The sequence below is a fragment of the Enterobacter sp. 940_PEND genome, assembly GCF_001059415.1.
Classification (GTDB): Bacteria; Pseudomonadota; Gammaproteobacteria; order Enterobacterales; family Enterobacteriaceae; genus Enterobacter; species Enterobacter cloacae_M.
This window is the reverse complement of sequence record NZ_JUMS01000146.1, coordinates 38,022-59,162: the sequence shown is the minus strand read 5'-3', so window position 1 is coordinate 59,162 and position 21,141 is coordinate 38,022. Positions and strand designations below refer to the sequence as shown.

Here is a 21,141-nt window from a genome sequence, read left to right as displayed (position 1 = left end):
ACCGCTTTTTTCAGATTAGGCCATACCCATGTTGCTTGACAGGGATCAAGCAAAGACAAAAAAGCCGGAGACTGGGCTCCGGCTTTTTTGCGGGGTTCTGCCGGGTGGCGCTTAGAGCTGCTCTCCGTTGCTGGCAATCACCTGCTTATACCAGTCGAACGATTTCTTTTTACTGCGGTTCAGCGTGCCGTTGCCTTCATTGTCTTTATCCACAAAGATAAAGCCGTAGCGTTTTTTCATTTCGCCCGTGCCGGCAGACACCAGGTCGATACAGCCCCAAGGGGTGTAGCCCATCAGATCCACGCCATCTTCCACCACCGCTTTTTTCATCTCGCGGATGTGGGCGGCCAGATAATCAATACGGTACTGGTCGTTCACCGTGCCGTCGCTCTCCTGCACGTCGATCGCGCCAAAGCCGTTCTCAACGATAAACAGCGGCAGCTGGTAGTGATCCCAGAACCAGTTCAGGGAGTAGCGCAGCCCGACCGGGTCAATCTGCCAGCCCCAGTCGGATTTCTGGACGTACGGGTTAGAGACCAGGCTCTTGCTTTCGTCGTAATCCAGCTGCGGGTTATCCGCCGTCGCCTTGGTGGCGAAGGACATGTAGTAGCTGAAGCCGATGTAATCGACGCAGCCCTGCGTCAGCGCGGCTTTATCTTCTTCGGTTATATCCAGCGCGAAGCCGCGACGTTCGAAGTAGTTGAGCAGGTGCTGCGGGTACCTGCCGCGCACGTGCACGTCGGTAAACCAGTAGCGGCGGTGCATGGCGTTCATCGCCATCATCATATCGTCCGGCGCACAGGTCAGCGGGTAGATAGGACACATGGCAATCATGCAGCCAATCTGCAGCGACGGGTTAATCTCGCGCCCCGCCTTCACCGCCAGGGCGCTGGCCACCAGCTCATAGTGCGCCGCCTGGAACATCACCGGTTCACGGTCTTCACCCGGCGCGTACTTCAGCCCGGAGTTCGTAAACGGCGCAAAGTCTTCGTGGAAGTTAGCCTGGTTGTTGATCTCGTTGAAGGTCATCCAGTACTTCACCTTATGCTGGTAGCGCTGGAACACCACTTTTGCAAAACGAACGAAGAAGTCGATCAGCTTACGGTTGCGCCAGCCACCGTATTCGGTGACCAGATGGAAAGGCATCTCGAAGTGAGAAAGAGTGATAACCGGTTCGATGCCGTACTTCAGGCATTCGTCGAACAGATCGTCATAGAATTTCAGGCCAGCCTCGTTAGGCTCAAGCTCGTCGCCTTTCGGGAAGATCCGCGTCCAGGCAATAGAGGTGCGGAAGCATTTGAACCCCATCTCGGCAAAGAGTCTGATGTCTTCTTTATAGCGGTGGTAGAAATCGATGGCTTCATGGTTAGGATAATTTTTCCCCTCCAGCACGCCGTTGGTGATTTCACGCGGCACGCCGTGCGCCCCCGCGGTCATGACATCGGCAACGCTCACGCCCTTGCCGCCCTCTTTCCAGCCGCCTTCCAGCTGGTGCGCCGCAACGGCCCCGCCCCACAGAAAATCTGCTTTAAATCCTGACATTCGCTTTCCCTCATTCTGCGTTATTTTCTGCAAAAACAATTACAGAAACCGGTTTCAGTTCGATGATGTGCAAAGGGCATAGCTGTTGCAAGCAGTTCTCAGAAACCGGTTTCATTTTCGTGAACAGAGTCAAGTTTGGCTGCATTCATAAGGCACACAGAAAAAAAGATCCCCACGTCCAGAATAGGCTCGCAAACGTTTGCCTGGACTGTTAGAATTGCGCCGATTTTTCTTACTAGCTATGCAATCGCGTGGGGATTTAAGCCGTGACCAACAAAACTTCTCTCAGCTACAAAGATGCCGGTGTTGATATTGACGCAGGTAATGCGCTGGTTGACCGAATCAAAGGTGTGGTGAAAAAAACCCGCCGCCCGGAAGTGATGGGTGGTCTGGGTGGATTCGGCGCACTGTGCGCGCTGCCGCAAAAATATCGTGAACCTGTTCTGGTCTCGGGTACTGACGGTGTAGGCACCAAACTGCGCCTGGCGATGGATTTAAAACGTCACGACACGATCGGTATCGATTTGGTCGCGATGTGCGTGAATGACCTGGTGGTACAGGGCGCAGAGCCGTTGTTCTTCCTCGATTACTACGCGACCGGCAAACTGGACGTGGATACCGCTGCCAGCGTGATTAACGGTATCGCCGAAGGCTGTCTGCAGTCCGGCTGTGCGCTTGTCGGTGGTGAAACCGCGGAAATGCCGGGCATGTATCACGGCGAAGATTATGACGTCGCGGGCTTCTGCGTCGGCGTAGTAGAAAAATCAGAAATTATCGACGGCAGCAAAGTGGCCGATGGCGATGTGCTGATCGCGCTGGCCTCCAGCGGCCCGCACTCCAACGGCTACTCCCTGGTGCGTAAAATCCTCGAAGTGAGCGGCTGTGACCCGCTGACGACCGAGCTTGACGGCAAACCGCTGGCTGACCATCTGCTGGCGCCGACCCGCATCTACGTGAAAAACGTGCTTGAGCTTATCGAGAACGTCGACGTTCACGCTATCGCTCACCTGACCGGCGGCGGCTTCTGGGAAAACATCCCGCGCGTCCTGCCGGACAACACCCAGGCGGTGATCGACGAATCGTCATGGCAGTGGCCAGCCGTGTTTAACTGGCTGCAGACCGCGGGCAACGTGAGCTCTCACGAAATGTACCGCACCTTTAACTGCGGCGTGGGCATGGTTATCGCCCTGCCGGCAAGCGAAGCGGATAAAGCGGTTAAGCTGCTGACTGAAAAAGGTGAAAACGCGTGGAAAATCGGTACGATTAAAGCTTCCGATTCCGAACAGCGTGTGGTCATTGAATGAAAAACATCGTGGTGCTCATTTCCGGCAACGGAAGCAATTTGCAGGCCATCATAGACGCCTGCAAACAGAAGAAAATCAATGGCACCATTCGGGCAGTTTTCAGCAACAAGGCCGACGCGTTCGGCCTTGAGCGCGCGCGGGAAGCGAACATTCCCGCGCACGCGCTGGAAGCCAGCCAGTTCGCCGGGCGTGAAGCCTTTGACCGCGAGCTGGTGCATGAGATTGATGCCTACGCGCCGGACGTGGTCGTGCTGGCGGGCTATATGCGTATTCTGAGCCCGGCCTTCGTCGAACACTTCGCCGGTCGTCTGCTGAATATCCACCCTTCCCTGCTGCCAAAATATCCCGGCCTGCATACCCATCGTCAGGTTCTGGAAAACGGCGATGAGGAGCACGGTACCTCCGTGCATTTCGTTACCGACGAGCTGGACGGCGGTCCGGTGATCCTGCAGGCGAAAGTTCCGGTCTTTGACGGCGACAGCGAAGAAGACGTGACCGAACGCGTGCAGACCCAGGAACACGCCATTTACCCGCTGGTGGTCAGCTGGTTTGTCGACGGGCGTCTCGAGATGCGCGACGGTGCAGCCTGGCTGGACGGCGTGAAGTTACCCCCGCAGGGTTATGCGGCCGAAGAGTAGTTTGTTATGTCGGGTGGCGCTGCTGCGCTTACCCGACCTGTACATTGCATTATCCGATATCCCCTTCTCCAACCTTCTAAAATCCCCAACAAAAAAAATAACTGTCATACTTTTCTGGCACTGTTGGACATATCGTGGAATTGCTCGCCATAATAAGGACGAGACGGATTTACCACGTCCTGTGATTGAACTGGAGTGTGAGCTGTAATGGGTCAGGAAAAGTTATATATCGAGAAAGAGCTAAGCTGGTTAGCATTCAACGAACGTGTACTCCAGGAAGCGGCAGACAAAAGTAACCCGCTTATCGAGCGCATGCGTTTTTTGGGCATTTATTCCAACAACCTGGATGAGTTCTACAAGGTTCGCTTTGCCGAGCTGAAAAGACGCATCATCATCAGCGAAGAACAGGGCTTAAACTCGCACTCGCGGCATCTGCTGGGCAAAATCCAGTCCCGCGTGCTGAAAGCCGATCAGGAATTTGACGGCCTGTATAACGAACTGCTGCTGGAGATGGCGCGCAATCAAATCTTCCTGATTAACGAACGCCAGCTTTCCGTTAACCAACAAAACTGGCTGCGCCACTACTTCAAACACTACCTGCGCCAGCACATTACCCCGATTCTCATCAACCGCGAAACCGATCTGGTTCAGTTCCTGAAAGATGATTACACCTACCTGGCGGTGGAAATTATTCGCGGTGAGTCTATCCGTTACGCGCTGCTGGAGATCCCGTCCGACAAGGTGCCCCGTTTTGTGAACCTGCCGCCGGAAACCCCGCGCAGACGCAAGCCGATGATCCTGCTGGACAACATCCTGCGCTACTGCCTGGACGACATCTTCAAAGGCTTCTTCGATTACGATGCGTTAAACGCCTATTCGATGAAGATGACCCGTGACGCCGAATATGACCTGGTGCACGAGATGGAAGCCAGCCTGATGGAGCTGATGTCCTCCAGCCTGAAACAGCGCCTGACGGCCGAGCCGGTGCGCTTTGTCTATCAGCGCGATATGCCGGACGCCATGGTGGAGATGCTGCACGATAAACTGACCATTTCGCGCTATGACTCCATCGTGCCGGGCGGTCGTTACCACAACTTTAAAGACTTTATTGGCTTCCCGAACGTCGGCAAAGCCAATCTGGTGAACAAGCCGCTGCCGCGCCTGCGCCATCTGTGGTTCGATAAATTCCGCAACGGATTCGACGCCATTCGCGAACGCGACGTGCTGCTTTACTATCCGTATCACACGTTTGAGCACGTGCTCGAACTGCTGCGTCAGGCCTCGTTCGATCCGAGCGTGCTGGCGATCAAAATCAACATCTACCGCGTGGCAAAAGATTCCCGCATCATCGACGCGATGATCCACGCGGCGCACAACGCCAAAAAAGTAACCGTGGTGGTTGAGCTGCAGGCGCGCTTCGACGAAGAGGCCAACATTCACTGGGCGCGACGTCTGACGGAAGCCGGTGTGCACGTGATCTTCTCCGCGCCGGGGCTGAAAATTCACGCCAAGCTGTTCCTGATTTCCCGTAAAGAGGGTGACGATGTGGTGCGTTATGCCCACATCGGTACCGGGAACTTTAACGAGAAAACGGCGCGAATTTATACCGACTACTCGCTCTTAACCGCCGACGCCCGCATTACTAACGAAGTGCGCCGGGTCTTTAACTTTATCGAAAACCCGTACCGTCCGGTGAGCTTTGACTATCTGCTGGTCTCGCCGCAGAACTCGCGCCGCCTGCTGTACGATATGATCGATAAAGAGATCGCCAATGCCCAAAAAGGGCTGTCGTCCGGCATCACGCTGAAGCTTAACAACCTGGTCGACAAAGGGCTGGTGGACAGGCTGTACGCGGCGTCCAGCTCAGGCGTGCCGGTTAACCTGCTGATCCGCGGCATGTGCTCGCTGATCCCGGAACTGGAAGGCATCAGCGACAATATTCGTGTGATCAGCATTGTTGACCGTTACCTGGAACACGATCGGATCTATATTTTTGATAATGCGGGTGATAAACAGGTCTATCTCTCTTCGGCAGACTGGATGACGCGCAATATTGACTACCGTATTGAAGTCGCGGCACCGCTGCTGGATCCGCGTCTGAAGCAGCAGATCCTCGACATCATCGAGATTCTGTTCAGCGATACCGTGAAAGCACGCTATATCGACAAAGAACTCAGTAACCGCTATGTGCCGCGCGGCAACCGCCGCAAAGTGCGGTCGCAACTGGCGATTTACGATTATATCAAATCACTCGAGCAACCCGATTAACCTATGCCGATAAATGATAAGACCCCACGCCCGCAGGAATTCGCCGCGGTCGACCTTGGCTCTAACAGTTTCCACATGGTCATCGCCCGTGAGGTGGATGGCGCGCTGCAGATCATCGGTCGTCTGAAGCAGCGCGTACACCTGGCGGATGGTCTTGATGAACGCAGCATGCTCAGCGAAGAGGCGATGGAGCGCGGGTTAAACTGCCTGTCGCTGTTTGCTGAACGCCTGCAGGGCTTCTCGCCCTCCAGCGTGTGCATCGTGGGCACTCATACCCTGCGCCAGGCCCTGAACGCCCCGGAGTTCCTTAAGCGGGCAGAAAAAGTGATCCCCTACCCGATTGAGATCATCTCCGGCAACGAGGAAGCGCGTCTGATTTTCATGGGCGTTGAGCACACCCAGCCGGAAAAAGGCCGCAAGCTGGTTATCGATATCGGCGGTGGCTCAACGGAGCTGGTGATCGGCGAAGATTTTGAGCCGCGCCTGGTGGAAAGCCGCCGTATGGGCTGCGTCAGCTTCGCGCAGATGTATTTCCCGGGCGGCACCATCACCCGCGAGAACTTCCAGCGCGCGCGTATGGCGGCTGTCCAGAAGCTGGAAAACCTGGCCTGGCAGTACCGTATTCAGGGCTGGAACGTGGCGCTGGGCGCGTCGGGCACCATCAAGGCGGCGCATGAAGTGCTGCTGGCGATGGGTGAAAAAGACGGGTTTATCACGCCCGAACGCCTGACGTTGCTGACCGAAGAAGTGCTGAAGCATAAAAGTTTTGACGCCTTAAGCCTGCCGGGTCTTTCCGACGAGCGTAAAGCGGTATTCGTGCCGGGGCTGGCTATTCTCTGCGGCGTGTTTGATGCCCTCGCCATAAAAGAGCTGCGTCTGTCGGACGGCGCGCTGCGTGAAGGCGTGCTGTATGAGATGGAAGGCCGCTTCCGCCATCAGGATATTCGCAGCCGCACCGCGCAAAGCCTGGCCAACCAGTACAACATCGACCGTGAACAGGCGAAGCGCGTGCTGGACACCACGGTGCAGATGTATGAACAGTGGCAGGAGCAAAATCCTAAGCTGGCGCACCCGCAGCTTGCCGCGCTGTTGAAATGGGCCGCGATGCTGCACGAGGTGGGGCTGAACATCAACCACAGCGGGATGCACCGCCATTCGGCCTATATTCTGCAAAACAGCGATCTGCCTGGCTTCAACCAGGAGCAGCAAACCATGATGGCCACCCTGGTGCGTTATCACCGCAAAGCCATCAAGCTCGACGACCTGCCGCGCTTTACGCTGTTCAAGAAAAAACAGTTCCTGCCGCTTATTCAGCTCCTGCGCCTTGGCGTATTGCTCAATAACCAGCGCCAGGCCACCACCACGCCGCCCACGCTGAAGCTTAAAACCGACGACCATCACTGGACGCTGAGCTTCCCGCACGACTGGTTCAGCCAGAACGCGCTGGTCCTGCTGGACCTGGAAAAAGAGCAGCAGTACTGGGAAGCGGTCACCGGCTGGCTGCTTAAGATTGAAGAAGAGAGCGCTGACGTCGCCGCGTAACGGTTCAGGCGTCCGCGCAGGACGCCTCTGCTTCCGGCAATGACTCAAGCGGCACCGGTCTGCCAATCAGATAGCCCTGCACATAATCGATGCCTAGCGCGTGAACCGCGCTACGTATCTCTTCGGTTTCAACATACTCCGCCACCACCAGCATCTTTTTCATGCGCGCCAGATGGCAGATAGACGCCACAATCTGATAATCCAGACTGTTATTGACGATATTGCGAATAAAGCTGCCGTCAATCTTGAGAATATCCGCATCCACGCTTTTCAGCCGCGCATAGCTCGCATAGCCGGTGCCAAAATCATCAATCGCAATACGTACCCCCATTTTCTGCAGCTGCCGGAGGATGTGTTGCGCCTGCTCCGCATTGCAAAAGGTGCTGCACTCCGTCACTTCAAAGATTAGCTGCCACGGCTCAATGGCGTATTTCGCCAGCAGGCGGCTCACCTCAAGCGGAAACTGCACCCGACACACGGTCGACGGGGCCAGATTAATGGCAAAGCGCTGGCCGGGCAGTCTTTCGCGATGCGCGGCGAGAAAGCGCAGGGTGTGCTCGAGCACCCACAAATCTACCCGAGAAGAGAGACCAAACTCCTGCGCGACGGGCAGGAACTGGTCGGGGGAGATCAATAGCCCGTTGATATCCGGCATCCGGAGCAGGACTTCGTGATAGCAATCGCCACGCATGCCGCGAACGGGTTGAACCAGCAGGGTGAATTCGTCGTTATCAAGCGCCTTTTGCAGGCGGCTCATCATCGCGACTTTATCCTTCAGGTTGCGCTGCAAATGGACGGCACCCCGCTGCTGAAGGTTTTCCGGATGGTTGGAGGAGAGAGACAGGTCGGCAACCACGCCCAGCTCGCCCAGCACCAGATAAAGATGGTTAACCGGGGACCGGACATAGCAATAGCTCACGCCCACCTGCGGCTGCAGCGGCATGCCGTCCCAGACAAAGCGGAACTGCTTGATATGCTCGTCCAGGGCTTCAATCCGCTGCTGGTGCGATTCCGCGTTGAGCCGTACCGCCAGGTCATACCCGGTCAGGTGATACACCAGCTCATTGGGCTGGAGAATGCCATTCACCCACTGCGCCAGCTGCTGCTTGTACTGAATCCGCAGCAACACGCCGTAATTTCGGCCCAGAATTTCCAGCTCCGGAATGCGCAGCAGGCAGAGCGCCGACCACGGGTTTTTCGCCAGATCGCGCGACAGCGCCCGCAGGTTAGGCATATGAACGACCGGGTCGAGCAGCGCCAGCCTGCGGGAGCGTTTGTTCGCCGCGCGCTGCCGTGTTGCCAGCATCGACATATAAATCACCACGAAGGAGAAGACCAGGTAACTGGAAGAGGTGATCGCCAGCTGAATGTCATACCCCGGATTTACCGGGATATAGCGATAAAAATAGTGAATAGACACCAGCAGTATCGGCGTCCAGATAAGCGAAATCAGCTTATAGCCAAAACGCATCGCGCCCCAGAGCATCACCGGCATCAGCAGGGAAAGAGTGTAGTTGGTGGTGAAAATGGAGCTGTTCTCATTCATCGGAATCAGCAGCAGCGAAAGCAGCACGCCAAGCGCGATAGCCCACACCAGCAACTCAACGACCGTCACCTTTTTGTCTATCTCGGAACGGATCTGCGAGAGAAGGCTTTTGATATAGCGCGGATGTCGAAGCAGGCGGATCAGCAGATAGCTCAGCGGCACGCCCGTTAGCCCGCTGACCAGCAGCGTCTGATAGTTGATGAGCGTGCGAATATTGAGGGGATTTAATCCCGCAAGGCTCTGACGGCTCTCATACACGCCTAAATACACCGCAAACTGAAACAGCACCAGAAATAGCGTCGCGGGGCAGAACGCCTGCCAGAAGATGCGCTGCGCCATCAGCCGCACGTCGCCGTACGCGGTCATATTCCGTCTGGGCGCAAACACCCGGTAGCCACCCCAGCTGAGCACTAAAGGGACGACAAAATGGAGGATCCCCGCGACGGTTTCAAACATCCCGACCGACGGGTAATAGCGGATAAACAGCGACAATACGATCCCGGGCAGCGCTTCCAGGCCAAAGAACATCATCAGCGAAAGCAAAAATGAGAGGGGGAAATAATAGAGTGCCGCAATGCCGTCGCCCAGCTGCGTGAATGTATTCGCGATGCTCAGCACGGGAAGTAAAACCACAGGCAAAATAAGCGGTAATGCCCACCAGCGGTTTTCATTTTTTTTCAGGAAAGCCAGAATGTTCATAGATGCCCGGTTAAACCCCTTTCGCTCCAGAGGGAAAATAAAGACAGGCATCCAACCTGACGTACGCGCCGCCCGGCGGCGTGCGGGGCGAACAGTATGGAGGAAGGATTTTAAATATCAGGGCCGGGAAGCCGTTGACTTAAATCAAACTACTTTACGCAAATAACTTTTTGCGGCATTTTTTTGAAATTATTTTCTTCATATTATCAATATGGTAAATGCATTAATTAATTTCAATAACATTAATCAATGTAAACATTGACGGTTATTTACACACTTCAGAATTGACCCCATCTTCCCCCTGTGCCTTAATATCCTTGTCGCCCAAAAGGGCTTATCCAGGAAAAACAGAGTGAGTCAGGTCACGCGTATGCGAAAACGACATCAATTTAATACCCGAATGACCCGCATCATACTGCTCATCAGCTTCCTGTTTTTCTTTGGCCGCTTCGTTTACTCTTCAATTGGTGCCTGGTACCACCATCAGGACAAAACCCAGTCGCAGCAATCCAGCCTGACCGTCGACACCACCGATCGCTAAACTGCCGCAGGATGCTGCACGAGCCGAATAATGGCCGCGATCCCTTTGCTGAGGATTTTATCCTGTCGCATTACCACCGCCAGCTGCCGCAGCAGCATGGGCGTAAGCGACATCACGCATAGCCCTTCGCGATCGGCATCCTGTTCGACCGCCATTCGCGGCACAATACTGTAGCCCAGCCCCGCGCGAACCATGCGTTTGATCGCCTCGATGCTGCCAAGCTGCATCACCGGTGCGATCGCTAATCCATTAGCCGCAAACCAGCCATCGATCAGCGCCCGGGTACCGCTGCCTGATTCAAAGGCAATCAGCGGCTGAGCGTGCAGCGCCTCCGGGGTAAAGTCCCTGAAAGCATCCTGCTGCTCCCGCGACGCGATAAAGACAAACTCTTCGTCCATCACCGGCATGACGTCCAGCGCTCTGCCGCTCACCGGCAGCGTCACCAGCCCCATATCGAGCCGGTTCTCTTCGATGGCCCTGACGATGTCGAGGGTGTTGCCCGTCGTCACCCCCACGCTCAGGAGCGGATAGTCCTGGCGCAGCTTCTCCAGCAGCGGGGGCAGAAAATGGATGCAGGCCGTTGCCCCCGTGCCAAGCGTAATGGTGCCGCTCACATCGTGGCTGAATGCGCTCACGGACCGAATGGCGGCATCCACCGCCTGCTGAATACGCTCCCCATGCGCCAGCAACGCTTCTCCGGCAGGAGTCGCCTTTATCCCTCGCCCGGTACGCTCCACCAGCCGCGTTTGCAGAAATTGCTCCAGCTGGCGTATTTGCAGGCTGACGGCGGGCTGGGAAATACCCAGCACATCCGCTGCCGCTGAAAAGCTGCCGCGCTGGATCACCAGACGGAACGTGGCGAGATAGCCCAGATTAAGCGTTGTCATTCAAAGTTTCTCTTATACCGCGCATAAGGTTGCTGCCCTGCCAGCACAATAGCGCGCGAGTTATGCTCAGGACAACTGCATAACGGAATGAAAAACAATGGAAACACCCGCCCTGCCACGCCGCCTCGCCCTCACGGCGGGATGTAATCAGCTTATCAACTGGGGGATCTCGTTTTATATGCCCGGCACCTTTGCAATGGCGATTTCAGCCGACCGGGGATGGTCATCACCGCAAATTTACCTCGGCCTGACGCTGGCGATGCTGGTGATGGCGGCGGTTTCTCCGTTTGTCGCCCGCCTGCTGGCACGCTTTGGCGGTCAGAAAGTGGTGATGAGCGGCACGTTGCTGATCGCCGCAAGCTGCGCAGGGATGGCGTATACCCAGACGCTTTTTGGCTGGTACTGCGCCTGGCTTATCGGCGGCACAGGGATGCGCCTGTCGCTGTACGACGCGCTGTTCGCCGGGCTGGTAAACCTCTACGGGCAGCAGGCGCGAAGAACGATCTCACGCGTCACGCTGGCGGGCGGGCTGGCCTCCGCCGTTTTCTGGCCGCTGGGTGATGCCCTGCTTCAGGTCATGAGCTGGCAGGAGGCGCTGCGCGTCTATGCTCTCTTCGGCCTGCTGAGCGCGATGCTGATTCGAACGCTTCCCCGGCAAAGGCTGACGGTGACGACAAAGGTCACCGCGCCGCCGCTGAACAACGAGCGGCATAACGCCTGGCTTTATGCTGCCTTCATTGCCCTCATCACCTTTGTCTCTAACGGCACATCCACCCATCTGCCGGAGTTTATTGCCCACTTTGGCCTGCCGGTCGCCATCGGCATGCTGTGGGGGATCGGCCAGACGGGCGCCCGCTCGCTGGAAGTGCTGGCGGGTGCCCGCTTAACCCCCTTCAAACTCACGCTTTTTACCGCGATCGCCATGCCGCTCTGCTTTCTACTGGGGATAAGCAGCGCCCTGTTTGCGTGGTGTGCAGCCGGGTTTGTGCTGGGCTACGGCGCCATCAACGGGCTGGTCACCATCGTAAAAGCCACCCTGCCGCTGGAGCTGTTTAGCACCGAAAGCTATGCCCGCCGCACGGGGATGCTGCTGATCCCAGGCCAGCTAATGGCGGCAGCCTCACCGTTTGCCTATGCGTGGCTGAATAAAACCCTGGGGATCGCGGGTGCAATGTGGGTTTCAACGGGGCTGACGCTGGTGATTGCCGGGGTGGCGATAGCGATTGTGCGCCGTCCAGGCAGGCAAACTGTATCGCACTGTATCCAGAGCGCCACGCTGACAAACGGGTACAAAACGCCGCCTCCGGCAAATATCTCCGATACATAAAAATGGTTTTCTTTCCCTGTCGCCATTCAGAACCGATGAGGAGAGAACCCATGATTCGTCGTTATGCACTTATCCCCCTGCTTGTCCTGGCATCTGTAGCCCATGCCCGGGCCACACCGCTGGACAGCCTGAGCGCCGCGGACGTGAACGGCCCCGCCGCCGTTGCGCCGCTGGCGCAGCCGCAGCCGCCCGCAAAGCTGATAGTCGATCCCCCGCTTGCCGGGCCGCTGAGCAAAGGCGCGGTGTTTATTCAGTACCGTGCCGAAAACCTGCGCATCGAGCCGGTATTCGGCCCCGAAGCGCTCAAGGTTACCCCGCGCATCGGGCACATTCACGTGGTGGTGGATGACGCGCCTTGGCACTGGGCTGACGCCAGCGGAGAGCCGGTGATCCTGGTGGGGCTGCCCGCCGGTAAACACAAGGTGACAATTATTCTGGCCGACCCGACGCACAAGCCGCTCGACCACAAAACCGTTGAATTCACCGTCCCGCCCCACGCGGCGGTCCACCATTTTTAAGGAGTCTGAAGATGAAAGCACTGTCTGTAGTGACGGCAGGCCTGCTGGCGCTTTCCGCCAGCGCCTTTGCACAGAGTAAAACCAGCGTGGTGCTGGTCCACGGCGCGTTTGCCGACGGCAGCAGCTGGAATAAGGTGATTACCCTGCTGCAGAAACAGCACGCCGAGGTCATTGCCGTCCAGCTCCCGCTCACGTCGCTTAAGGATGACGTTGAGGCCACGCGGCGGGCCATCGCCCGCGCCGAGGGTAACGTGGTGCTGGTGGGCCACTCCTGGGGCGGCACCGTGATTAGCGAGGCGGGCAACGATGCGCGGGTAAAATCGCTGGTGTACGTGGCGGCGTTCGCGCCGGACTCCGGCCAGTCGACGGCGGATCTGGCAGGAAGCTACCCTGCACCGCCGGGCAGCGCAGGCATTGCTAAATCGGCGGACGGCTATTTATACCTGCCGACAGGAGCCGTCAGAAAGGACTTCGCGCCTGACGTGAAGCCAGCCATTCAAGATACGATTGCAGCCACGCAGGGGCCGATTAAGGCCGAGGCGTTTGGTGAAAAGGTCGCCCACGCGGCGTGGCATGATAAACCGAGCTGGTATGTGGTCAGCAAGAATGACCGTATGATCAACCCCGATCTTGAACGGGCAATGGCGAAGACGATCCATGCGAAAACCGCCGAGGTGGCGGCAAGCCACGTGTCGATGGTCAGCCAGCCGCAGATCGTTGCCCGGACGATTGAGCAGGCGATAAGCAGTAATTAACCGGAGTGACTCATTCGATCTTCTGCACTTCCGTATCCACCGGCAGCAGCGCAGTGCCGTCATGCGCTGCTGGCGCCATAAAGGGAACCGGCCTGCCCGTCCGCCTGTCGACCAGCAGCGAGTGACGCTCGCCCTGCGCAAACAGATTTTGCTCTCCCCACTGACGCAGCGCCACGATCACGGGGAAAAGACGTTCGCCTTTGTCGGTCAGAACATATTCCTGATAAGCCGTGCCGTCCGATGCTCCCTGTAACGTCAGGATTTCCGCCTCAACCAGCTTGCGAAGCCGGTCAGAAAGGATGTTGCGCGCCACCCCAAGGCTGCGCTGAAAATCCCCGAAGCGCGTCATGCCGTCAAACGCATTACGCACAATAAGAAGCGACCAGCGATCCCCGAGCAGGTCAACGCTGCGGGCAACGGGACAATATTCCTCTTTTACCGTATTTCGGGACATCACCTGTTTTCCTCGCAAAGGCCACCCTATAACTAGTTGCATTTTAAAACTGCTTAGCCTAGCATTCAACCAGTTTCATTTTAAAACCAGGTTATCACAGGCGAGGATTTTGAATATGTCACTGACGTCAGCCCTTCCTTCAGCCGACATGCCGCGCAGCATGGTCTGGCTGTTCGCCACCGCCAGCGGCCTAAGCGTGGCAAACGTCTATTACGCCCAGCCTTTGCTTGACGCGCTGGCGAACGATTTCGGCATCAGCCATGCGGCCGTGGGTGGCGTGGTGACCGCGACACAAATTGGCTGCGCGCTGGCTCTTTTGCTTGTCGTTCCTCTGGGTGACAAAGTGGATCGTCGACGACTCATGGCAGTACAGCTGATTGCTCTGGTGGTGGCGCTGGTTTCCGTCAGCATGGCACAGTCCTCTTCAGCGCTGCTTATCGGTATGCTTGCGACCGGTATGTTGGGCACGGCCATGACGCAGGGGCTGATCGCCTACGCCGCCAGCGCCGCGTCGCCCCATGAACAGGGACGCGTTGTCGGCGCGGCACAGGGCGGCGTGTTCACAGGTTTGCTGCTCGCTCGCGTCTTTGCCGGTGGCATCAGCGATATCGCGGGCTGGCGCGGGGTTTATCTTTGCGCTGCCGCGCTGATGCTTATGATTGCGTTACCTCTGTGGTGGCGACTCCCCGCCCTGCCAGCCGTCACTGCCACGATGAGCTATCCGCACCTGATTGGCTCAATGCTCACGCTGCTGCGGCAGGAAAAAGTGCTGCAGATACGCGGCGTGCTGGCGCTGCTGATGTTTGCATCGTTCAACATTTTCTGGAGCGCACTGGTGCTGCCGCTGAGCGCACCGCCGTTTAACTTTTCGCATACAGCGATTGGCGCGTTTGGGCTGTCTGGCGCGGTGGGCGCGCTGGCGGCTGGCCGGGCAGGACGCTGGGCCGATCGGGGATATGCCCAACGCACCAGCGCGGCGGCGCTGAGTATCTTACTGTTAGCCTGGTGGCCCTTGTCGCTGATGGACCGTTCACTCGGGATCTTGCTTATCGGCATCATACTGCTCGATTTGGGCGGTCAGGCGCTGCACGTCACTAATCAGAGCATGATTTTCCGCACCCGTCCCGAGGCGCACAGCCGGCTGGTCGGGCTTTACATGCTGTTTTATGCCGTCGGCAGCGGGCTCGGCGCGCTCGGCACAACGATGACGTATGCCTGTGTCGGCTGGCCGGGCGTCTGCCTGCTTGGCGCCTCGGTCAGCCTGCTGGCGCTGGTGTTCTGGTGGCTAACCCGCGCTAGCCACCGCTGTCCGCGGGATAATCCCGATTAATCCACGCGTGGTCCTCTTCCCAGGTGAACATCCATTTGCGCACCGGGCCAGCCATCACGTTGAGATAGTAGCTGTCATACCCGGCCATCGTCGCGACCGGGTGGTAGCCCTTCGGCACCATCACCACGTCACGGTTATAGACCGCCATACACTCATCCAGCGTTCTGTCATCGGTGTAGACGCGCTGCATGCAGAACCCCTGCTCCGGGTTAAGGCGATGATAGTAGGTCTCCTCCAGGTAGGTCTCCTGAGGCGGGTTATCCGTGTCATGCTTGTGGCTCGGGTACGAGCTGGCGCAGCCCTCGTTGGTCCACACCTCCACCACCAGCAGGCTATCGGCGGGCCTGTCTTCCGGCAAAATGTTGTGCACGTAGCGCTGGTTGTGGCCTTTGCCGCGCGCTTCACCGTCGATATCCTGCGGGGCAATCAGCCGCGTCGGATAGGTGCCCTTGCCCGGCGCGGCGCAGACCGCCAGCTCCAGCGTCGTCAGCGCCTTCACCTGCACCGTCTCCTGCGGGGTGACGTACACCGCCCAGGGCTTGATGCGCTCGAACGGGCTCATCCGCTCGCCGATATCGTTAAACTGCGCGGAAGGCGTGCTGATGGAGGCCCGCCCGGCAACCAGCACCAGGCAGCGCTCTTCGCTGACGGCGGGCAGCGTCAGCGTCTGCCCCTCCTGCAACTCATACGCCTCAAAGCCGACGTAGCCCCACCCCGCGCTTTCCGGCGTAACGGACTGGGTGCGCCCCTCCGCGTTCGGCTGCTGCCAGCGTGATAACAGACGTGACATATTCCCTCCTTAAATCAGTCCGGCGTCGCGGGCCAGACGGCTCAGGTTGTTATACCCCAGACGGGCGTAGGTCAGCGGATGGGCAATCGCCGGATCCTGCTCGGCCTCGACCACCAGCCAGCCGTGATAATTCTGCGCCTTCAACAGCCGCATAATCGGCGGGTAATCGACGCAGCCGTCGCCCGGCACGGTAAACACGCCGCTCAGCACCGCATCGAGGAAGCTGGTTTTGCGGTTTTTCACGTCCGCCAGCACGTCGGCACGCACGTCTTTACAGTGAACGTGGTTGATGCGCGACGCCCAGCGCTGCGCCACCGCCAGCGGATCGGCCCCGGCAAAGGTCAGATGGCCGGTATCCAGCAGCAGTCCGACCGCCTCCCCGGTGTGGATCATCAGGTTGTCCACGTCCTCGGCGGACTCAATCACCGTGCCCATATGGTGATGGTAGGCAATCTGCACGCCCTGCTGCTGCGTATAGCGGGCAAATTCGGTGAGCTTCTCGCCGTACTCCTTCCAGCGCGCCTGCGGGAAGCGCGGGCGCAGATGCACCGGGGTCTGCTGCTCGCCGTGAATGCAGCCGCTCACTTCCGCAAACACCAGCACCTTCGCCCCCAGCTCGCGCAGCAGAGTCAGGTGGGACTGCACGGCGGCGATCTCCTCCTCCACGCTGCGCTCCAGCAGGCGGCCGGAGTACCAGCCGGAGACCAGCCGCAGGTCGTGACGCTGCAGGATGGGGCCAAGCAGGCGCGCTTCGCGCGGGAATTTATTGCCCAGCTCGAAGCCGGCAAAACCGGCCTCTTTACCTTCACTCAGACAGGTCTCCAGCGAGGTTTCCGCGCCGAGAGAAGGCAGATCGTCGTTCGTCCAGGTCAGCGGGTTAATGCCTAATTGCACACTCATTTTCGTCTCCATTATGCGTGTCCGCGCTCGCGCCACCAGGCGATAAGCTGCAGGTAGTTGTCCCGGATGCGCGTCACCAGCTGCGCATCGTCAATATCGTGCTTCAGCCACGCGCGGGAGGCATCGCCAAACAGCGTGCGCCCCACTGCGAAGCCTTTAACTACCGTCTGCCCCGCTGCGGCTTTGAAGTCCGCGCGCAGCTGTTCCGCCGGGGCGTCCAGGCCGAGGATCACCACCCCGCGGCAGTGCGGATCGCGGCGTTCGATAATCTCGCTCAGCGCCGTCCAGCCGTCGGCCGAGAGCGGCGGCAGCTTCCACCAGTCCGGGTAAATGCCCAGGTTGTAGAAGCGGGAGATGGCACGCAGGTAGAGCTCGTCGCTGCGCGGCATGCTGGCGGGCAGGATCACCTCCAGCAGCAGCTCGTGCCCGGACCGACAGCAGGCGTGGTACACCTCGGCGATTTTCTGCTCCTGCTCCAGGCGCAGGCCGTGGGCATCTTCCGGGTGGAAGAAGACCAGGCACTTCACCACGTGCTCCTGCGGCCAGCTGATAAGCTGGGTGCCGATGTTGCCGTGCTCCATCTCCAGCGGCCGGGAACCCGGCAGCTCGATGGGACGCCCAATCCACCACCCTTCCCCGGTGATCGCGTTCAGCGCCTCCTGACCAAAGGTGCCGTCGCACAGCAGGCCGGCTTTGCCCTCCAGCCCGGCGCGGCTCGCCGCCTCGCGGCTGGCCTGCAGGATCAGCTGCTTCAGCGCGGGAATGCGCTTAAGCGACGCGCCGCACTGCATCGCCATATCCTCAAGCTGGCTGCGGTGATCGAAGGCCATCACGCACAGCTCCGGCCATTCGCGGCGGCGGGTGGTCACCCGGTGGAGATGGTTAAGACGCGGGTCAAGATCCGGGCGCGGCACCATCGCGGCGCGGGAGAGATAGTCATCCAGCTCGATTTTGCTCGGCATCGCCGGGGCGCAGCCGTGACGCGAGACCACCAGCGCGCCGCAGGCGTTGGCGTAGCGGCACGCCTGCTCCCAGCCCTCGTCGTTCAGGTAGCCGCGCAGCAGGCCGGACATAAACGCGTCCCCCGCCCCAAGAACGTTCAGCACCTCCACGCGCACGCCGGTCACCGTCAGGCCGTCGTCCAGCCGGGACGGAATAGCGTCGGTATAGACCGAGCAGCCGAGCGCGCCGCGTTTGCAGACCAGCGCAGCGTCACTGACGGCGCGCACCTGCTCCAGCGCCTGCAGGGTATCCGTGCTGCCGCCCGCAATGTGAAACTCCTCTTCGGTGCCGACAATGACGTCGAAGAGGTGCAGCACCTCCTGCAGCTCGCGGGTGACCTTATCGGCGGCGATAAAGCGCGTTTCACCGTCGCCTAAGGCGGTGAGCCCCCACAGCACCGGACGGTAGTCGATGTCCAGCACCGTGCGCACGCCGTGACGGCGGGCATAGCCCAGCGCCGTCAGCACCGCCTCGCGGGTCTGCGGATGAGAAAGGTGAGTCCCTGTGATGGCAAGACAACGTGCGGAGGCAATGTAGCTTTCATCCACATCGCTGGCGGTAATCGCCATGTCCGCGCAGTTATCGCGATAAAAAATCAGTGGAAAGGTGTCCCGGTCTTTAATGCCGAGCAGCACCAGCGCCGTGAGGCGTTGTTTATCGGTAATCAGATGGCTGATATCGCAGCCCACCTGGTTGAGCTCTTCCCGCAGGAAGCGGCCCATATGTTCATCGCCGACGCGCGCCAGCATCGACGAACGTAAACCCTGGCGCGCGGTGCCGTACGCCACGTTACCCGACGACCCGCCGAGATATTTGGCGAAGCTCGACGCGTCTTCCAGGCGGGCACCAATCTGCTGACTGTAGAGGTCTACCGCCACGCGGCCCATGCATATCACATCAAACTGCTTTTCCACGTTGATACCTCATCAGACAATGTCGTTCACATTCAGCCAGCGGCCTTCCTGGTGAGAGAGCGCGATCGCGTCCAGCACGCGCGACACCTTCCAGCCCTCTTCGAAGTCCGGCCACATCGGCGCGTCGGCGGCAATCCCGTCCACCAGGTCGCGCACCTCCACCGTTTTTTGATCGTTAAAGCCAATCCCGTGACCCGCGCCCATACAGAACGCGGCGTAGTCCGGGTGCGCCGGGCCGACGAGAAGAGTCCGGAACCCCTGACGATTCACCGGATCGTCATGCAGATAGAGCTTCAGCTCGGCCATGCGCTCCTGGGTGAAGCTGATGGCGCCTTTCGTCCCGGTGATGACGTACGACAGCCCCATCTTACGGCCGCAGGCAACGCGGGAGGTTTCAATAACCCCTTGTGCGCCGCCCGCAAAGCGCACCATCGCGTGGGCCTGATCCTCGTTTTCGACGGCAATCATTTCCGACGATCCGGCCTTCGCCGGGCGCGCCGGGACCACGATCTTCAGGTCGCCGCAGACCTGCTCGATCTCCCCGACCAGGTACTGGGCCATATTGACGATATGCGCCGCGAGGTCGCCCAGCGCCCCCAGCCCGGCGGTCTCTTTAAAGCAGTGCCAGTGAATGGGCGAGAGCGGGTCGGCCATATAGTCTTCGTTGTGGGTGCCGTAGAAGTGGATCACCTCGCCAATCTCGCCGCGGGCGATAATCTCCTTCGCCAGCTGCGCGGTCGGGTTCTTCATGTAGTTGAACCCCACCAGCGTTTTCACCCCGGCCCGCTTCGCGGCGTCGACCATCTCGCGCGCGTCGTGGGCGTTAAGCGCCAGCGGCTTCTCCGAGTAGACGTGCTTGCCGTGGCGGATCGCCTCCAGCGCCATCTCCTTATGCAGGTGGTTGGGTGAACAAATATCCACCACGTCAATAGCAGGGTCGGCCACCAGAGCCCGCCAGTCGCCGGTGGAGCGGTTGAAGCCAAACGCCTGCGCGCGCTCTGCCGCCAGCTCCGGCGTGACTTCCGCCACCATCTCGCGCACCAGCCTGCCGCGCAGGTTGAACACCGTCGGGGCCTGGGCGTAGGCGATAGCGTGCGCCTTGCCGATATACCCGGTGCCAATTAATCCAATACGAACCTCTTTCATCGTGATCCTCACAGTGCGCCGCGACGGCTCTTGGCATAGGTATCGAATGCCACCGCCAGAACGATAATTAATCCGGTGATAATCTGCTGGTAGTAGGCCGAGACGTTCATCAGCACAAGGCCGTTAATCAGAATCCCCATGATGATGGAGCCGATAATGGTGCCGCCGATGCGCCCGTAGCCGCCCATCAGCGAGGTGCCGCCGATCACCACCGAGGCGATGACGCGCAGCTCAAAGGAGATCCCGGCCACCGCCTCGGCGCTCCCCAGACGCGCGCTCAGAATGAAGCCCGCCAGCCCGGCCAGACAGCCGATCAGCACATAGACGCTGACCAGCACGCGCTTGACGTTCACCCCCGCCAGGCGCGCCGCCTCCGGGTTACCGCCGATGGCGTAGACGAAGCGGCCCCAGCGGGTTTTATGCAGCGCCAGATAGCCGCCGAGGGCGACGATGGCGAAGATCCAGATCGGAATGGAGATGCCGAGCAGCTCCCCGCGACCCCACCAGCGGTAGCCAGGGTCGAAACCGGCGATCGGCGCGCCGTCGTTAATCACCAGCGTCAGGCCGCGCCAGATGGTCATCCCGCCGAGGGTGACGATGAACGGCGGCAGGCGCAGGCGGGTGACGCCCAGACCGTGCAGGAAGCCAATCGCCGTGCCCATGGCCAGACAAATCCCCAGGCCGATCAGCCAGCTCATGCCGCCCCAGGCGTTCGGGTCGACGGTGGTGAAGTTGTCGCCCTTGATCACGTACGCCGCGGTCATGGCGCAGACCGCCAGAATGGAGCCCACGGAGAGGTCAATCCCGGCAGTCAGGATGACGAAGGTCATCCCCACGGCCATGATCCCGTAGATGGAGACTTCGGTCAGGATGTTGAAAATATTGCGTTCAGAGAAAAAGTTGCTGTTCTGCGACTGGAAGAAGATCAGCAGCAGGATCATGAAAATCAGCACCCCGAAGCGCTCGAAGAAGGCGATGGGATCGATGCGTCCGGCGCGTTTGACCGGGGCCTGCGTTTTAGAAATCATCTGCGTCATG

Annotated in this window: 18 protein-coding genes; 9 read left to right on the top strand and 9 right to left on the bottom strand. The window is 59.1% G+C overall.

Going from position 1 to position 21,141, the window contains the following annotated elements; genetic code table 11:
• Positions 1-111: 111 nt before the first annotated feature.
• Positions 112-1,542: a 6-phospho-beta-glucosidase gene (locus tag ADJ24_RS20570; RefSeq protein ID WP_023308770.1), complete on the bottom strand. Its 1,431-nt coding sequence runs from the start codon at positions 1,540-1,542 to the stop codon at positions 112-114.
• A 266-nt stretch (positions 1,543-1,808) separates the two neighbouring features.
• On the opposite strand from ADJ24_RS20570, the gene purM reads away from it, so the two are divergent.
• From purM to ppx, 4 genes are all read left to right on the top strand, one after another.
• A complete protein-coding gene (gene purM, locus ADJ24_RS20565) occupies positions 1,809-2,846 on the top strand; it encodes a phosphoribosylformylglycinamidine cyclo-ligase (RefSeq protein WP_008501643.1) in 1,038 nt (345 codons plus the stop codon).
• Positions 2,843-3,484 (top strand): phosphoribosylglycinamide formyltransferase, encoded by a 642-nt coding sequence (gene purN / locus ADJ24_RS20560; protein WP_023308771.1) that lies wholly within the window; start codon positions 2,843-2,845, stop codon positions 3,482-3,484. The genes purM and purN overlap by 4 nt, the downstream gene beginning before the upstream one ends.
• Positions 3,485-3,691: 207 nt before the next feature.
• A complete protein-coding gene (ppk1, locus tag ADJ24_RS20555; protein ID WP_023308772.1) occupies positions 3,692-5,752 on the top strand; it encodes a polyphosphate kinase 1 in 2,061 nt (686 codons plus the stop codon).
• 3 nt (positions 5,753-5,755) lie between these two features.
• Positions 5,756-7,294, top strand: coding sequence for an exopolyphosphatase (gene ppx / locus ADJ24_RS20550; protein WP_023308773.1), 1,539 nt, complete (start codon positions 5,756-5,758; stop codon positions 7,292-7,294).
• 4 nt (positions 7,295-7,298) lie between these two features.
• On the opposite strand, the gene ADJ24_RS20545 is transcribed toward ppx, so the two are convergent.
• Positions 7,299-9,539, bottom strand: coding sequence for an EAL domain-containing protein (locus tag ADJ24_RS20545; RefSeq protein ID WP_023308774.1), 2,241 nt, complete (start codon positions 9,537-9,539; stop codon positions 7,299-7,301).
• 370 nt (positions 9,540-9,909) lie between these two features.
• Here ADJ24_RS20545 and ADJ24_RS20540 point away from each other — a divergent pair, with 370 nt between their 5' ends.
• The gene (locus ADJ24_RS20540; protein WP_023308775.1) at positions 9,910-10,080 is read left to right on the top strand and encodes a YfgG family protein; all 171 of its coding nucleotides are present in this window, start codon (positions 9,910-9,912) and stop codon (positions 10,078-10,080) included.
• Here ADJ24_RS20540 and ADJ24_RS20535 read toward each other — a convergent pair.
• Positions 10,077-10,967: a LysR family transcriptional regulator gene (locus tag ADJ24_RS20535; RefSeq protein ID WP_023308776.1), complete on the bottom strand. Its 891-nt coding sequence runs from the start codon at positions 10,965-10,967 to the stop codon at positions 10,077-10,079. The genes ADJ24_RS20540 and ADJ24_RS20535 overlap by 4 nt on opposite strands.
• A 97-nt stretch (positions 10,968-11,064) precedes the next feature.
• Between ADJ24_RS20535 and ADJ24_RS20530 the strand changes: the two genes are divergently transcribed.
• From ADJ24_RS20530 to ADJ24_RS20520, 3 genes are read left to right on the top strand one after another with little or no spacing between them, the layout of a single operon-like run.
• Positions 11,065-12,294 carry an MFS transporter gene (locus ADJ24_RS20530; RefSeq protein ID WP_023308777.1) on the top strand — a complete coding sequence of 410 codons (1,230 nt, stop codon included), beginning with the start codon at positions 11,065-11,067 and terminating at the stop codon, positions 12,292-12,294.
• Positions 12,295-12,344: 50 nt separating this feature from the next.
• A complete protein-coding gene (locus tag ADJ24_RS20525) occupies positions 12,345-12,812 on the top strand; it encodes a DUF6130 family protein (RefSeq protein ID WP_023308778.1) in 468 nt (155 codons plus the stop codon).
• Between the two features lie 11 nt (positions 12,813-12,823).
• Entirely contained in the window at positions 12,824-13,567 is a 744-nt protein-coding gene (locus ADJ24_RS20520) for an alpha/beta fold hydrolase (RefSeq protein ID WP_023308779.1), read from the top strand.
• A 10-nt stretch (positions 13,568-13,577) separates the two neighbouring features.
• Here ADJ24_RS20520 and ADJ24_RS20515 read toward each other — a convergent pair whose 3' ends face one another.
• Entirely contained in the window at positions 13,578-14,021 is a 444-nt protein-coding gene (locus ADJ24_RS20515) for a winged helix-turn-helix transcriptional regulator (protein WP_023308780.1), read from the bottom strand.
• Between the two features lie 115 nt (positions 14,022-14,136).
• On the opposite strand from ADJ24_RS20515, the gene ADJ24_RS20510 reads away from it, so the two are divergent.
• Entirely contained in the window at positions 14,137-15,351 is a 1,215-nt protein-coding gene (locus ADJ24_RS20510; RefSeq protein WP_023308781.1) for an MFS transporter, read from the top strand.
• Here the strand turns inward: ADJ24_RS20510 and iolB are convergent.
• From iolB to ADJ24_RS20485, 5 genes are read right to left on the bottom strand one after another with little or no spacing between them, the layout of a single operon-like run.
• On the bottom strand, positions 15,317-16,141 hold the full coding sequence (gene iolB / locus ADJ24_RS20505; RefSeq protein WP_048703621.1) for a 5-deoxy-glucuronate isomerase: 825 nt from the start codon (positions 16,139-16,141) through the stop codon (positions 15,317-15,319). The genes ADJ24_RS20510 and iolB overlap by 35 nt on opposite strands.
• 9 nt (positions 16,142-16,150) lie before the next feature.
• Positions 16,151-17,041: a myo-inosose-2 dehydratase gene (gene iolE, locus ADJ24_RS20500; protein WP_023308783.1), complete on the bottom strand. Its 891-nt coding sequence runs from the start codon at positions 17,039-17,041 to the stop codon at positions 16,151-16,153.
• 11 nt (positions 17,042-17,052) lie between these two features.
• Positions 17,053-18,957, bottom strand: coding sequence for a bifunctional 5-dehydro-2-deoxygluconokinase/5-dehydro-2-deoxyphosphogluconate aldolase (locus ADJ24_RS20495; RefSeq protein WP_023308784.1), 1,905 nt, complete (start codon positions 18,955-18,957; stop codon positions 17,053-17,055).
• Between the two features lie 12 nt (positions 18,958-18,969).
• Positions 18,970-20,103: a Gfo/Idh/MocA family protein gene (locus tag ADJ24_RS20490; RefSeq protein WP_023308785.1), complete on the bottom strand. Its 1,134-nt coding sequence runs from the start codon at positions 20,101-20,103 to the stop codon at positions 18,970-18,972.
• Positions 20,104-20,111: 8 nt separating this feature from the next.
• Positions 20,112-21,140: an ABC transporter permease gene (locus ADJ24_RS20485; RefSeq protein ID WP_023308786.1), complete on the bottom strand. Its 1,029-nt coding sequence runs from the start codon at positions 21,138-21,140 to the stop codon at positions 20,112-20,114.
• Position 21,141 lies beyond the last annotated feature (1 nt).